The sequence below is a fragment of the Micromonospora sp. NPDC093244 genome (assembly GCF_040683695.1).
Classification (GTDB): Bacteria; Actinomycetota; Actinomycetes; order Mycobacteriales; family Micromonosporaceae; genus Micromonospora.
Genome location: NZ_JBFBEO010000003.1, coordinates 103734 through 117995, shown reverse-complemented (window position 1 = coordinate 117995; position 14262 = coordinate 103734). Strand labels below are relative to the sequence as shown.

11 protein-coding genes are annotated in these 14262 nt (G+C 74.0%); 10 read left to right on the top strand and 1 reads right to left on the bottom strand.

Features of this window, described 5'->3' with window-relative positions; translation table 11 throughout:
• Positions 1-78 precede the first annotated feature (78 nt).
• The 4 genes from aspS to AB0N27_RS19110 all read left to right on the top strand — a co-directional run bounded on the left by aspS (position 79) and on the right by AB0N27_RS19110 (position 4744).
• The gene (gene aspS, locus AB0N27_RS19125; protein WP_364371162.1) at positions 79-1884 is read left to right on the top strand and encodes an aspartate--tRNA ligase; all 1806 of its coding nucleotides are present in this window, start codon (positions 79-81) and stop codon (positions 1882-1884) included.
• A gap of 95 nt (positions 1885-1979) precedes the next feature.
• A complete protein-coding gene (locus tag AB0N27_RS19120) occupies positions 1980-2789 on the top strand; it encodes a sugar nucleotide-binding protein (RefSeq protein WP_364371159.1) in 810 nt (269 codons plus the stop codon).
• Positions 2790-2852: 63 nt separating this feature from the next.
• Entirely contained in the window at positions 2853-3461 is a 609-nt protein-coding gene (locus AB0N27_RS19115; RefSeq protein ID WP_364371156.1) for a helix-turn-helix domain-containing protein, read from the top strand.
• Positions 3458-4744, top strand: a complete 1287-nt coding sequence (locus tag AB0N27_RS19110) for an MFS transporter (protein WP_364371153.1) — start codon at positions 3458-3460, stop codon at positions 4742-4744. Before AB0N27_RS19115 ends, AB0N27_RS19110 begins: the two co-directional genes overlap by 4 nt.
• 40 nt (positions 4745-4784) lie before the next feature.
• Here AB0N27_RS19110 and AB0N27_RS19105 read toward each other — a convergent pair whose 3' ends face one another.
• Positions 4785-5525, bottom strand: a complete 741-nt coding sequence (locus AB0N27_RS19105) for an N-acetyltransferase (RefSeq protein ID WP_364371150.1) — start codon at positions 5523-5525, stop codon at positions 4785-4787.
• A gap of 139 nt (positions 5526-5664) precedes the next feature.
• On the opposite strand from AB0N27_RS19105, the gene AB0N27_RS19100 reads away from it, so the two are divergent.
• From AB0N27_RS19100 to alaS, 6 genes are all read left to right on the top strand, one after another.
• Complete coding sequence (locus tag AB0N27_RS19100) at positions 5665-5877, top strand: hypothetical protein (RefSeq protein ID WP_124855015.1); 213 nt, start codon at positions 5665-5667, stop codon at positions 5875-5877.
• Between the two features lie 74 nt (positions 5878-5951).
• Entirely contained in the window at positions 5952-7490 is a 1539-nt protein-coding gene (locus AB0N27_RS19095) for a replication-associated recombination protein A (RefSeq protein WP_364371147.1), read from the top strand.
• 2408 nt (positions 7491-9898) lie between these two features.
• Positions 9899-10597: a hypothetical protein gene (locus AB0N27_RS19090; protein ID WP_364372104.1), complete on the top strand. Its 699-nt coding sequence runs from the start codon at positions 9899-9901 to the stop codon at positions 10595-10597.
• 150 nt (positions 10598-10747) lie between these two features.
• On the top strand, positions 10748-11212 hold the full coding sequence (locus AB0N27_RS19085; protein ID WP_139582396.1) for a DUF948 domain-containing protein: 465 nt from the start codon (positions 10748-10750) through the stop codon (positions 11210-11212).
• Between the two features lie 29 nt (positions 11213-11241).
• Positions 11242-11547, top strand: a complete 306-nt coding sequence (locus AB0N27_RS19080; protein ID WP_357987521.1) for a hypothetical protein — start codon at positions 11242-11244, stop codon at positions 11545-11547.
• The gene (gene alaS, locus AB0N27_RS19075; RefSeq protein ID WP_364371142.1) at positions 11544-14222 is read left to right on the top strand and encodes an alanine--tRNA ligase; all 2679 of its coding nucleotides are present in this window, start codon (positions 11544-11546) and stop codon (positions 14220-14222) included. Before AB0N27_RS19080 ends, alaS begins: the two co-directional genes overlap by 4 nt.
• The last annotated feature ends 40 nt before the right edge of the window (positions 14223-14262 follow it).

Here is a 14262-nt window from a genome sequence, read left to right as displayed (position 1 = left end):
ACGGGTGGCGCGGACGGTTTCCGGCACTCCTGACAGAATGCGGAGGCAGACCGCACCGCAGATGAGGAGACGCACGTCGTGATCCGTACCCATGATGCCGGCAGCTTGCGCGCGACGGACGCCGGCACGACGGTGACGCTCGCCGGGTGGGTGGCCCGCCGGCGTGACCACGGCGGCGTCATCTTCGTCGACCTGCGCGACGGTTCCGGCGTGGTCCAGGTGGTGTTCCGCGAGGAGGACGCGCACGCGCTGCGCAACGAGTTCTGCGTGAAGGTCGTCGGTGAGGTGACCCGCCGGCCGGACGGCAACGAGAACCCGGAGCTGCCCACCGGCGAGGTCGAGGTGACCGCCGCCGAGCTGGAGGTGCTCTCCGAGGCGGCCCCGCTGCCGCTGCCGGTGGACGACCAGGTCGAGGCCGGTGACGACATCCGGCTCAAGTACCGCTACCTGGACCTGCGTCGCAGTGGGCCGGCGAACGCGCTGCGGCTGCGGTCGCGGGCCAGTCAGCTCGCCCGGGGTGTGCTGCACGAGCGGGACTTCCTGGAGATCGAGACGCCGACGCTCACCCGTTCGACGCCCGAGGGTGCCCGGGACTTCCTGGTGCCGGTGCGCCTGCAGCCGGGCAGCTGGTACGCGTTGCCGCAGTCGCCGCAGCTGTTCAAGCAGCTGCTGATGGTCGGCGGCATGGAGCGGTACTACCAGATCGCCCGCTGCTACCGCGACGAGGACTTCCGCGCCGACCGGCAGCCGGAGTTCACCCAGCTCGACATCGAGATGTCCTTCGTCACCGAGGACGACGTGATCGACCTCGGCGAGGCGATCGTCTCGGCGCTCTGGAAGGACCTGGCCGGGCACGAGATCACCAGGCCCATCCCGCGGATCACCTGGCACGACGCGATGGCCCGGTACGGCTCGGACAAGCCGGACCTGCGGTACGGCGTGGAGCTGACCGAGCTGACCGGGTACCTGCGCGGCACCGAGTTCCGGGTGTTCGCCGGGGCGATCGACGCGGGTGGCTACGTCGGCGCGGTCGTCATGCCTGGTGGTGCGTCGCAGACCCGCAAGGAGCTGGACGGCTGGCAGGACTGGGCCAAGGCGCGCGGCGCGCGGGGCCTGGCGTACGTGGTGCTGGACGCCGAGACCGGCGAGGCACGCGGCCCGGTGGCGAAGAACCTCTCCGCCGAGCACCTGGGTGGCCTCGCCGACGCGGTAGGGGCCAAGCCGGGCGACGCGGTCTTCTTCGCCGCCAGCACCAACACGCGGGAGGCGCAGGAGCTGCTGGGTGCGGCCCGCGTGGAGATCGCCAAGCGGACCGGCCTGGTCGACGAGAGCGCCTGGGCGTTCTGCTGGGTGGTCGACGCGCCGATGTTCGAGAAGACCGACGAGGGCGGCTGGACGGCCGTGCACCACCCGTTCACGTCGCCGAACGCCGAGTGGGTGGACCGGTTCGAGGAGGCGCCGGACCGGGCCCTCGCGTACGCGTACGACATCGTCTGCAACGGCAACGAGATCGGCGGCGGGTCGATCCGTATCCACAGGGGTGACGTGCAGAAGCGGGTCTTCGACCTGCTCGGCATCACTCCCGAGGAGGCGCAGGACAAGTTCGGCTTCCTGCTGGAGGCGTTCAAGTACGGCGCCCCGCCGCACGGCGGCATCGCCTTCGGCTGGGACCGGGTCTGCATGCTGCTCGCCGGCGCCGACTCGATCCGTGAGGTCATCGCCTTCCCGAAGACCCGGGGTGGCTTCGACCCGCTGACCGGCGCGCCGACGCCGATCACCGGCCAGCAGCGCGCCGAGGCCGGCATCGACGCCAAGCCCAAGCCTGCAGCCACCCCCCACGCCGGCACCGCCGGCCCCGCCGCCCCGGTGGCAGACCCGGTCTGACCCCCCGCGCCCTGCTTGGTTGATCAAGAGGTTTGCGTCATGCTCGCCCGGCGAGATGACGCAACCTCTTGATCGTCTGCGGGGGAGTGGTGGGGATGCGGGTGCTTGTCGTCGGGGGCAGCGGGTTTCTGGGGCGGGAGGTCTGTCGGCGGGCCGTTCACGGCGGGTTCTCGGTGGTGGGGACCTTCCACTCCGGTGACATCGCCGTGCCGGGCGTCGACGCGCGTCGGCTGGACGTGACCGACCGGTCCGCCGTGCGTGCGCTCGTCGCGCAGGTGCTTCCGGACGCAGTGGTGGGGACCCCTTACCGGTACGGGGACTGGGCGGTCACCGCCGACGGGGCAGCGCACGTGGCCCTCGCCGCCGCCGAGGTGGGCGCCCGGCTGGTGCACGTGTCGAGTGACGCGCTGCACGCCGGCCGTCCCACGCCGTACGCCGACGACGACGCGCCCACCCCGATGAACGCGTACGGTGCCGCGAAGGCGGCCGCCGAGACCGCCGTTCGCGCGATCGACCCGGGCGCGGCACTGGTGCGTACGTCGCTGATCCTGGGGGAGGGCAGCAAGCAGATCCAGCTCTGCCGGGAGGCCCTCGCCGGCCGGGCGGTCCTGTTCAGCGACATGATCCGTTGTCCGATCGACGTCACCGACCTGGCCGACGCCGTGCTGGAACTGGTCGGCGGCGATGACGCCGGCCCGCTCAACGTGGCTGGAGCGGACGCGGTCAGCCGTGCCGAACTGGGTCTGCTGGTGGCCCGACACTTCGGGTTGGACGCGGCCGGGCTGAAGACCACCACCAGCGCCGCCGCCGGGCAGGCCGGCCCCACCGACGTACGTCTGGACTGCGCGCGTGCCGCGAACCTGCTGCGGACGAGGTTGCGGGGGGTGCGGGAGCTCTTGGCCTGACCCATGCACACTTCTTGTGCATGACTCTTGTGCACAAGAAGTGTGCAGAGATAGTGTGCAGTCATGGCCAATGACGAAGCGACCCCGCGGCCGGCCCCGCGCGAGGTACGGATCGACAAGCGGCAGGTCCGGGTGCTCGCGCACCCACTGCGGATGCGGCTGGTCGGCGCCCTGCGCGTACACGGGCCCGCCACCGCCACCACCCTCGCCGAGCTGCTCGGCACCAACACCGGCGCGACCAGCTACCACCTGCGGCAACTCGCCGAGGTCGGGCTCGTCACCGAGGATCCCGAGCGGGGCAGCGGACGGCAGCGCTGGTGGCAGGCCGCGCACGACGTCACCAGCTGGGAGCCGAGCGACTTCGACGACGACCCCGACGCCCGTGCCGCGATCGAATGGATCCAGGGCGACCAGGTGCGCCTCCTTGTCGAGCACGCTGAGCGCTGGTTCGCCACCCAGCACGAGTGGGCCCCCGCCTGGCGGGACGCCCTCGGCATGGGCGACGTCTTCATGACCATCCCGCCGGACCGGCTGGAGGCGCTCAAGGCGGAGGTGTGGCAGGTGCTGGAGCGGTACAACCGCGAGGCCGGGGCCGCCGACGCGGTTGACCCGGAGGCTCGCCAGGTGCAGGTGTTCCTGGCGGCCTACCCGCTGCTGGACGGTCCCCGATGAGCGCGCTGACCGTACGCCAGGTTCGCCGTCGTTACCTCACGTTGTACGGCCTGCGCTGGCTGCCGACCGGTCTGATGATCCCGGTGACGATCCTGCTCATGCAGGAGCGTGGCCTGTCGCTGCCGCAGATCGGCCTGACCTTCACCGCGCAGGGGCTGCTGGTGCTCGCGCTGGAGCTGCCCACCGGTGGGCTGGCCGACGCTCTCGGCCGTCGACCGGTGCTCCTCGCCGCCGGCGTGCTCAACCTCGCCTCGCTCGCGCTGTTCGCGGTGGCCGACTCGTTTGCGCTGTTCTTCCTGGTCTGGGCCCTGCAAGGCGTCTACCGGGCGCTGGACAGCGGCCCGTTGGAGTCCTGGTACGTCGATGCCACCCTTGCCGCCGACCCGCAGGCCGAGTACGAGAAGGGCCTCGGGTACGCCGGCACCGTCATCGGCGCGGCCATCGCGGCCGGGGCGCTGCTCAGCGGTGGCCTGGTGGCGCTCGGCCCGATCGGGCCGGTCAGTGCGCTCACCGTGCCCGTGCTGGTCGCCATCGTCGCCCAGGCCGTGGCGCTTGTCGCGCTGCTCGTCCTGCTTGTCGAGGAACGGCCAGCCACCGGATTCGTGGCGCTGCGGGCCTCGGTGCTCGAGGCACCCCGGATGATCGGTCAGGCGGTCGGGCTGCTGCGTCGCTCCCGGGTGCTGCTGGCCCTGGTGGCGGTGGAGCTGTTCTGGGGCTTCGGCATGATCACCTTCGAGTCTCTGCTGCCGGTGCGGCTCGCCGAGGTGATCGGCGACCCGGAACGCGCCGCCGCGCTCCTCGGACCGGCCAGCTCGGCCGCCTGGCTCGCCTCGGCCGCCGGCGCGGCCCTGACCCCACTGCTGCTGCGCTGGTTCGGGGCCGCCCCGGGCGCGGCCCTGCTGCGCATCGTGCAGGGAGTCACGGTCGTCGGGATGGGCCTGCTCGCCGGGCCGGTCGGGGTGCTCGTGGCCTACCTGGCCTGTTACGCCGTGCACGGCGCGTCGAACCCGCTGCACAGTGCCCTGTTGCACCGGCAGGTCGACGGGCCGTACCGGACCAGCGTGCTCTCCCTCAACTCGATGGTGGCCCAGCCGGGCGCCGCGCTCGGCGGGGTGGTGCTGACCGCACTTGCCGCCGCCACCAGCGTCGGCACCGCGATGGTGGTCGGCGCGATCGTGCTCGCCGTCGCCGCCCCGCTCTACCTGCCCGCCTGGCGGGCGGGCCGGCGGCAGGAGTCCGCCGCCGAGCCGACCCCGGTCGCGGTACCGGCCGCCGACAGGTGAGGGGAGGGCCGCCTGTTGTCGACAGGCGGCCCTTTGCGCGTCACCCGAGGCGGAACGAGCTGAGCGCGAGGGTGTCGGTGAAGCCGAGCCGACGGTAGAGCCGCACCGCACCGACGTTGCTCGGATAGACGCCGAGCCCCACGGTGTCGAAGCGGGCCAGCAGGGCACGGGTCATCCCGGCGGTCAGCGCCGCACCGAGCCCCCGCCCCCGCAGGTCGGGGGCCACGGTCAGGCCGGCGAGGAAACCGATCTCGCCCTGGCTGCGGTCCGCCCCGCACGCCACCAGCCGGTCGCCGGCCCGGATGCCGTACCAGTCCACCACCCGTGGATCGCCCGGGCGTGAGGTGGTGCTCGGGAACGCCTCGTCGACGAGCGCCTCCATGGCGGGGCGGTCGGCGTCGGTGAGGCGTACGACCCTCTCCTCGTCCGCCTGGGGCGGTGGCGGGGTGGCGGTCCAGTGGAAGACCCAGTCGCTGTGCTCGGTCACCGGCAGCCGGTCGGACAGCAGCTCGCGGTCGTGCCGTGGCAGGTGCAGCCGCTGGCCCGGACGCAACGTCCCGGCGGCGACGAGCGCGGCACACATCTCGATCGCCGGGCCGGCCGGGCCGATCGCACATCCGGCCGGCCCGTGCTCGGGCGGCACCAACCACAGCACGGCGCCGTCGCGCCGGTAGCCGCGCGCCGACGCGCGGCCACCGAGTGCGTGCCTGGCGAACGGGTGGTGACCGGCGGCGGCCAGGACGGCGGCCCGACCGTGGAGCACCTGGTCGTCGATGATCATGCGGACCAGCCTAGGAGCCGCGGGGCGAACGGCCGCGTCGGGCCGGCGGCGCGCACCCGATCCACGGTGGAGATTGACGAGTCGACCGATTGGGTACATCACGCGCCGACCTACTGGGAACCCCCACCGGAGGACCGACATGCTCGCCATTCTCGCGGCCATCGTCTTTGGCTTCGCCCTGCTTCTCGACCTGCTCGGCACCGACTTCGGAGCGCCGGACCTGTTCAACTGGAACACTCTCGTGCTCATCGGATTGCTCCTGCTCTCGCTCTACCTGGCCGGTGTGGGCAGCGGCCCGCGCGGCGGTGGCGGCGGCCGCTGGTACCGGGGTCGTCGCCCCGGCCGCGGCTGACCGGAAGCGATCACCGGTGGCGGGCCCACGGCGCGATTCAGGCGCCGTGGGCCCGGCCCGGTACTGTCTTCGTGATGGAGTCCGACGCCCTCTTCTCCCTCGGTGCCCCCGCCGGGCCGCGTGACGCGCCCGCCGGTCCCGTTGGTGTCGACGGGTTCACTCCGGTAGCTGACGATTCGCCCCTACCCGTCCGGATGCGCCCGACGACCCTCGACGAGTTGGTCGGGCAGGACCACCTGCTCGCCCCCGGGGCTCCGCTGCGGCAACTGGTCTCCGGCGGCGCGCCGATGTCGGTCATCCTCTGGGGACCTCCGGGCAGCGGCAAGACCACCGTCGCGCACCTCGTCGCCGCGGCCACCGACCGCCGGTTCGTGGCCATGTCGGCGCTCTCCGCCGGGGTCAAGGACGTCCGCGCGGTCATCGAGACGGCCCGCCGTCAGCGCCGCGCAGGCGGCCCGCAGACCGTGCTGTTCATCGACGAGGTGCACCGGTTCAGCAAGACGCAGCAGGATTCACTGCTCGCCGCCGTCGAGAACCGCACGGTCACGTTGCTGGCGGCCACCACGGAAAACCCGTACTTCTCGGTCATCTCGCCGCTGCTGTCCCGGTGCGTGCTGCTCACCCTGCAACCGCTCGACGACGAGGCGGTCCGGGGCCTGCTGCGCCGCGCGGCCGCCGACGAGCGCGGCCTCGGTGGCGCGCTCACCGTGACCACCGACGCCGAGGACCACCTGGTACGCCTCGCCTCCGGCGACGTCCGCAAGGCGCTGACCGCGTTGGAGGCGGCGGCCGCCTCGGCCACGGCGCTCGGCACCGGCCGGATCGACCTCGCCACCGCCGAGCAGGCCGTCGACGTGGCCGCGGTGCGCTACGACCGCGACGGCGACGCCCACTACGACGTGGTCAGCGCGTTCATCAAGAGCATGCGCGGCTCGGACGTGGACGCCGCCGTGCACTGGCTGGCCCGGATGCTTGTCGCCGGCGAGGACGCCCGGTTCATCGCCCGCCGGCTTGTCATCTTCGCCAGCGAGGACGTCGGCATGGCCGACCCCGACGCGTTGAGCGTGGCCACCGCCGCCGCGCACGCGGTCGAGTACGTGGGGTTGCCCGAGGCGCAGCTCAACCTGGCCCAGGCGGTGATCCACCTGGCCACCGCACCCAAGTCCAACTCGGCCACCACAGCCATCGGCGCCGCGATCGCCGACGTACGGGCCGGCCGGGGTGGTCCGGTGCCCCGCGGTCTGCGCGACGCGCACTACGCAGGCGCCCGGGGGCTGGGCCACGGGACCGGCTACCGCTACCCGCACGACGACAAGCGGGGCGTGGTCACCCAGCAGTACCTTCCCGACGACCTCGTGGGCACCGACTACTACCAGCCGAGCCCGCACGGGGCGGAGCGGTCGGTGGCCACCCGGCTGCCGCTGCTGCGCCGCATCGTGCGCGGGCTGCCCGCCCCGGCGGTCCGTCCGGAGACCGCGAATGCCGGGCAGCGCGTAACGGAGCGGACCGCGCCAGCGCCTGCTGGCGAGAACGATCGCCCGACGACGGACCCGGGCGGATCCGGATCGACGCAGGACAGCGGCACCGACGCCGCAGGAGAGGGTCAACAGTGAAATCGCGTGGTGGGGACCGCCCGGACGAGAGCCCGGACGAGCGGCGCGATACCCGTCCGAAGGGCCGCCGCTGGGGTCGGGGCCGAGCCGAGGCCGAGCCGGAGGAGCCGGTGTCGGGTGAGGAGTTCGGCTGGATCGACGACCTGCGCTCGGCCAAGCAGCAGCGTACGGAACTCGGCCCCGAGGGCGCTGCGGCGGAGCCCGCCGGCCCGCGCGGTGCCGCCCCGGCGCCGCCCCCTGGTGTACGACGTGGTGACCCGGAGGGCGCCGCCGCGCGCCGTCCCGTGGATGGTCCGTGGCCGGGCGAGACCCCGCCGCCGCCCCGCAACCCCGCCGACCGGCCCCCGGTCGCGGGTGCGCCCGCAGCCGGTGAGCCGGCACGGCGCGGCGCGGCGCCCGGTGCCCGCTCTGCCGCACCGCCCCCCGCAGCCCGTCCCGCCGCCGCTGAGCCGGCGGGACCTCCCGGCCCGCACCCGACGTCCGGCGGTCCGGCGGGTCCTCCCGGCGCCCGCTCGACGTCCGGCGCTCCGGTTGGACCGGCCCGCTCTGCTCCGGGGGCGGTCCCGCCCGGTGCGCCCGCCGGTCCGCCGGTGCCCGGCGCCCCGGCCGGCCGTCGCCCGCACGTCCCCGCTCCGACCGGTCGGGCGGACGCCGTGCCGCCGCTGCGCCGGCCGGATGCCGTGCCACCGGCTCGTCCCGGCCCGGAGACCACCGAGCCCGCCCGCCCGACGCCCGCCGGTGGCAGGCCCGCCGCCGGCCGTGTAGCCGGTCCGGCGACCGGTGCTGGTCGCGTGGCCGGTCCGGCGGCCGGTGCTGCTGGTCGCGTGGCCGGTCCGGCGACCGATCCGGCGCGCGCCGCCGGTCCGCCCGGCGCTCGTGCAGCGGCCCGGTTCGACGCCCCGCCGGCTGGCGTCGTGCCGCAGGTCTCCGACGGACTGCGCCCCGATCCCGCCATCGACGTCGACCCCCGGACCGCTCGGCGGCGCCCGGGACCGGTCGACCCCGGAGCGCCCGAGCCGACAGCCTCCGGGCCCGCCACCGGGGCCCGCGCAGCCTCCGCCGGCCGCCGCCGCGCCGCCGAGCCGGCCCCGCCGGTGGTGCCCCGCTCGGGCAACGCCCCGCCGGTGCCCGACGCGACAGGCGGCACCACAGGCGTCATGCCCACCGTCGGCACGCCCACCGGTGGCACGCCCACCGTCGGCCCGGCCGACCGTGCCGGGCGTCGCCGCGCCGTCCCCGACGAGCAGGAGCGGCGTCCGCAGGTCGGCGGCGAACCCCGGGCGGATCGCCCGGAGCGGCCGGCGGACTGGCTGCGGCAGGCCGGGCGCCTGCCGCACACCGATCCCGGCCTGCCGGTGGTCAACCGACGAGGTGGTCCTGCCGGTGGGCAGGCCGCCGCGCACCGCCCGGCACCGCCACCGGGTGATCTGAGCGAGCGTCCGTCCGGCCGGCTCGCCGTGCCCGATCCGGCCGCCGAGCGGCCCGGCCGCCGGCCCGTCGGGCCGCCGCCGGACCCGGGCGCGGAGCCGCCGACCGGTCGCCGGGGTGCCCGACCCGACGCGCCGGACCCCACCGGGGAGCAGCCCAGCGGCGGTCCGACCTACGGGTCGAGCACCGGCGAACGGCCCATCACCCGCCGGGGTGCCTCGGCGCCCCCGCCGGACCCGACCGTCCGACGCCGCCGCCCTCCGACGGAACCCGGCTCCGACGGTCCGGCCGGCCCGGGGCGACCCGGCGCGGCGGGCGACACGTACACCGGTCCCGCCGCCGCGGGTGGCCGGCCCGCGCCCGCCGGCGGTCCCGCCGGTGCTGGCGCGCCGCCGCGTGGTGCCGCCCGTCCCGGCCGGGCCCGACAGGCGCCCGGCGACATGCCGCCGCTCGGCGACGGCCGTGGCCCCGACGGTCCCGCTCGAACCGGCCCGGGCGCCGAGCCCGCCGCCCGAGCCGCCGTCCGGCCCGACGGCGCCGCCCGGGCCGCCGTCCCACCGGGTGCCGGCCCCGACGGTCCGTCCCGCCCGGGTCCCGACGGTCCGACCCGTTCGCGTCCCGACGGTCCGGGGCGCCTACGCCCGGACGGCCCGGCCCGCGCGGCCGTACGCCCGCCCGGCGTCGCCGGTCCGCCCGGCGTCGACGACCGGGTCGGCCCACCGACCGGGGCAGACCCCGGGGCACCCGTGGTGGCCCGGGGCGGGGCGCCGGCCGTCCGACCCACGCCGGCGGACCGTGCCGCCGGCCGCGCGCTGCCGCCGCACCGGGAGCCCGGCCGCCCCGAACCGTCCGGAGTCGCGCCCGTCGGGCCGGCGGGACGCCCGGGAGAACCCGTCGGTGTGGCACGCGCCGCCGCCGCGGTGCCCGCCCCGGCGGGACCGGTGGACCGGCCGGCACCCGAAGTGGCGCCCGGCCCCGCGTTGCGCCAGGCCGGTCAGGACACCCCCGAGGACGACGGCCCCGCCACCGGCGCCCGGTCCGAGCAGCGTCGGCAGACGCGCGAGCGGCGGCGGCTGCGGGCGCTGGCACTGGCGTTGGTCAGCATCGTGCTGCTCGGTGCGGTGCCGCTCTTCTTCGGCATCCGTACGCTGAGCCGCGACCCGGTCTTCGACAACCTGGACCAGCTCAACGTGCCGGCCTGGGCGGCCGCGAAGACCGACGACGACGTCAGCGGCAGCCGCTGGTGCCTGCTCGACTGCCGGCTGCGCGAGCGCACCGTCACCTCCCAGAAGTCACCCGCGGAGACCACGAAGGTCTACGAGGACGCGCTGCGCGAGGACGGCTGGCGACCGTGGAAGGTGAGCCGCTGCCCGGAGCAGGAGACCAAGGGCAGCTACACCTGCTGGCGTCGGGACGAGCTGACCCTCGACCTGTGGGTGCGCGAGCCGACCTGCGTGCCGCCGCCGGTCGACGGCGAGCCCGCGATCGTGCCGTCTCCCGAGGCGTCGGCCGCTGCGACCGAGTGCGCCGGCTCGTTGGTGTCGGTGAAGGTGCGCAACGCGATCGACGACGAACGGACCAGGCCCCAGCCGACCACGGATCCGTCACTGACCGGAGAGGATCCGTTCCCGACAGTCAGTGGTGACCCGCTCGGCGACCTGACACCCTCACCGTCCTGAGCCGGTTTCCATCACGGACGGTAGGGTCTGGGGCTGGCGGGCTCTCCCGCCTCCGCCGACCGGCGACGGTCGGCGTGTCTGGTATTCGTAGCACCGTTGTGCGTTCCGGGGACGTCGGATCCTGCGGAACTCTGCTTGAGGAGGACAGGCGTGGGCGACATTGGAGCGATCGCGGCGCTGGTCGCGGCGTGCGCGTTCGCGGTGCTGGTGCTCATCCTGACGCTGCCCATCCTGCGGCTGCGGCACACGGTGGACGCCACCACGCGGATGATCAACGACCTCAACGATCGGACCGCGCCGCTGCTCGGTGACGTGAACACCACCGTGAAGAACGTCAACGTCGCGCTGGAGCAGGTGCAGACCTCGTTGGACGGCGTGAACCTCCAGCTGGCGAAGGTCGACACGATGACCAGCCACGCACAGAACGTGACCGCAAACGTCGCCAACCTGGCCACCGTGGTCTCCGCCGCGGCGGCGAATCCGCTGGTCAAGGTGGCGGCGTTCGGCTACGGGGTGCGCAAGGCCGCCGCCGGCCGTCGGCACGCCGAGACCGAGCGCGAGGTGCGCGACACCATCAAGCAGCAGCGGCGGGCCGCGAAGCGCGGCAACCGCTGACCGGCAGCCGTACCAGGAGGTAGCAAGACATGAGGCGGTTGTTCTGGCTCGGCATCGGGCTCGCCGTTGGCGTCGTGGTGGTCCGCAAGGCGACCAAGACCGCGCAGGCGTACACCCCGGCCGGCATGGCCAGCTCGTTGTCGGAATCCGCTGGCGGGCTGGTCGAGTCGCTGCGTAGCTTCGTGGAGGACGTTCGCATCGGGATGGCCGAGCGCGAGCAGGAGATCCACCAGGCGTTCGCCCAGGGCGAGGCGTTCGACGACAAGTTCGCCGAGCTGCGGGAGGACCCGCGGATCGGCGATCGACACATCTTTCCGGAGGAACACCAGCGATGAAGACGGCGGAGATCAAGCGGCGGTACCTCGCGCACTTCGAGGCGAATGGCCACGCCGTGGTGCCGTCCGCTCCGCTGCCCGCCATCAGCGACCCGAACCTCCTGTTCGTCAACGCCGGTATGGTGCAGTTCGTCCCCTACTTCCTGGGTCAGCAGGCGCCGCCGTACCAGCGGGCGGTAAGCGTGCAGAAGTGCCTGCGTACGCCGGACATCGACGAGGTCGGCAAGACCAGCCGGCACGGGACGTTCTTCCAGATGAACGGCAACTTCTCCTTCGGTGACTACTTCAAGGAGGGGGCGATCCCGCTCGCCTGGGAGTTGATCACGAAGCCACTGGACCAGGGCGGGTACGGCCTGGACCCGGAGCGGATCTGGCCGTCGATCTACCTCGACGACGACGAGGCGTTCGAGATCTGGCGCTCGATCGGCGTTCCGGCGGAGCGGATCGTGCGCCGGGGCAAGGCTGACAACTTCTGGTCGATGGGCATCCCCGGGCCGTGCGGCCCGTCCTCGGAGCTGTTCTACGACAGGGGTCCCGAGTACGGCCGCGAGGGCGGCCCGGCGGTCGACGAGGACCGCTACATGGAGTTCTGGAACCTCGTCTTCATGCAGTTCGAGCGGGGTCCGGGCACCAGCAAGGAGGACTACCCGATCCTGGGTGACCTGCCGGCGAAGAACATCGACACCGGCATGGGCCTGGAGCGGATGGCCTCGATCCTGCAGGGTGTCGACAACCTGTACGAGATCGACGAGGTCCGGCCGATCCTGGCCCGGGCGGCCGAGCTGACCGGCAAGCGGTACGGCGCGCACTCCGGTCATGTGGCGAGCGAGTCGCACCCGGACGACGTGCGGCTGCGGGTCGTCGCCGACCACGTGCGCACGGCGCTGATGCTGATCGGCGACGGGGTGACCCCGAGCAACGAGGGTCGCGGGTACGTGCTGCGGCGGATCATGCGCCGGGCGATCCGCTCGATCCGGCTGCTCGGCTGGCAGGACCGGGCGCTGCCCGAGCTGCTGCCGGTGGCGCGGGACTGCATGGCGCCGTCGTACCCGGAGTTGGCTACCGACTTCGACCGGATCTCGCAGTACGCGTACGCGGAGGAGGAGGCGTTCCTGTCCACCCTGCGGGCGGGGACGACGATCCTGGACACGGCGATCGCGGAGACCCGGACGGCGGGCGGCACGGCGCTGTCCGGCGCGAAGGCGTTCCAGTTGCACGACACGTACGGCTTCCCGATCGACCTGACCCTGGAGATCGCCGCCGAGCAGGGCCTCAAGGTCGACGACGAGGGTTTCCGCCGACTGATGGCCGACCAGCGGACGCGGGCGAAGGCCGACGCTCAGGCGCGCAAGACCGGGCACACCGACGTGTCGGCGTACCGGTCGGTGCTCGACTCGGGTGGTCCGGTGACGTTCACCGGGTACGCCGAGGTGGCCCGCGAGGCGACGGTGCGGGCGCTGCTCGGCGCGGAGGGGCCGCGCGCGGCGGCGACCGAGGGCGAGACCGTCGAGCTGGTGCTCGACACGACCCCGTTCTACGCCGAGGGTGGTGGCCAGCAGCCCGACCACGGCATGATCACCGTTGGTGGCGGTCAGGTCGAGGTGCTCGACGTGCAGCAGCCGGTGCCGGGTCTGATCGTGCACCGGGCCCGGGTGATCCGGGGTGAGGTGCGCGCGGGCGAGGCCGGCTACGCGGAGATCGACACGACCCGCCGTCGGGCGATCTCGCGGTCGCACACGGCCACGCACCTGGTGCACCAGACCATGCGGAACTTCCTCGGCGAGTCGGCGACGCAGGCGGGTTCGTTGAACGCGCCGGGCCGGCTGCGGTTCGACTTCAACACCCCGACGGGGGTGTCGCCGAGCGTTCTGCGGGACGTGGAGCAGCAGGTCAACGAGGTGCTCCTGGCCGACCTGGAGGTGCACGCCTTCATCACCTCGCTGGAGGAGGCGCGGCGGATCGGCGCGATGGCGCTGTTCGGCGAGAAGTACGGCGACGAGGTGCGGGTCGTCGAGGTGGGTGACTACGCGCGGGAGCTGTGCGGTGGCACGCACGTGGCACGTTCGGCCCAGCTCGGCCTCGTGAAGATCCTCTCCGAGTCGTCGATCGGTTCCGGTGTGCGTCGGGTCGAGGCGCTCGTCGGGATGGACGCGTTCAGCTTCCTGGCCCGCGAGCACCTGCTGGTCTCCCGGCTGGCGGAGCTGTACCGGGTGCCCAGCGAGCAGGTCGCCGACCGGGTGGAGCAGACCGTCACCCAGCTGCGCGACGCGGAGAAGGAGCTGGAGAAGCTGCGCGCCCAGCTGGTGCTGGGTGGCGCGTCGGCGCTCGCGGCGCAGGCCAAGGACGTGGGCGGGGTGGCGTACGTCGGCACCGAGGCGCCGGAGGGCGCGGCCGGCAACGACGTGCGGACCCTCGCCCAGGAGATCCGCGGCAAGATCGACCCGGCGCGGCCGGCGGTGGTCGCGGTGGTGGCTCGGGCGAACGGCAAGGCCTCGCTCGTGGTGGCGGTGAACCAGGCCGCCCGGGGCCGGGGCCTGGCCGCCTCGGACCTGGTGAAGGCGGCGTTCTCCGGGCGCGGCGGGGGCAGTCCCGATCTGGCCCAGGGTGGCGGTTTGCCGGCCGCCGAGGCGCCGAAGCTGCTGCTCACCGTAGAGAAGGCGATCACCGAGGCGTGATGGACGAGCATTGTCGACCAGGGCGGACCGTTCGGTCCGC

Bases quoted from the DNA above. Each gene is read 5' to 3' on its own strand.
- AB0N27_RS19120 (WP_364371159.1), top strand. From the start codon at position 1,980: ATGCGGGTGCTTGTCGTCGGGGGCAGCGGGTTTCTGGGGCGGGAGGTC.
- AB0N27_RS19115 (WP_364371156.1), top strand. From the start codon at position 2,853: ATGGCCAATGACGAAGCGACCCCGCGGCCGGCCCCGCGCGAGGTACGG.
- alaS (WP_364371142.1), top strand. From the start codon at position 11,544: ATGAAGACGGCGGAGATCAAGCGGCGGTACCTCGCGCACTTCGAGGCG.
- AB0N27_RS19110 (WP_364371153.1), top strand. From the start codon at position 3,458: ATGAGCGCGCTGACCGTACGCCAGGTTCGCCGTCGTTACCTCACGTTG.
- AB0N27_RS19105 (WP_364371150.1), bottom strand. From the start codon at position 5,525: ATGATCATCGACGACCAGGTGCTCCACGGTCGGGCCGCCGTCCTGGCC.
- AB0N27_RS19100 (WP_124855015.1), top strand. From the start codon at position 5,665: ATGCTCGCCATTCTCGCGGCCATCGTCTTTGGCTTCGCCCTGCTTCTC.
- AB0N27_RS19080 (WP_357987521.1), top strand. From the start codon at position 11,242: ATGAGGCGGTTGTTCTGGCTCGGCATCGGGCTCGCCGTTGGCGTCGTG.
- AB0N27_RS19095 (WP_364371147.1), top strand. From the start codon at position 5,952: ATGGAGTCCGACGCCCTCTTCTCCCTCGGTGCCCCCGCCGGGCCGCGT.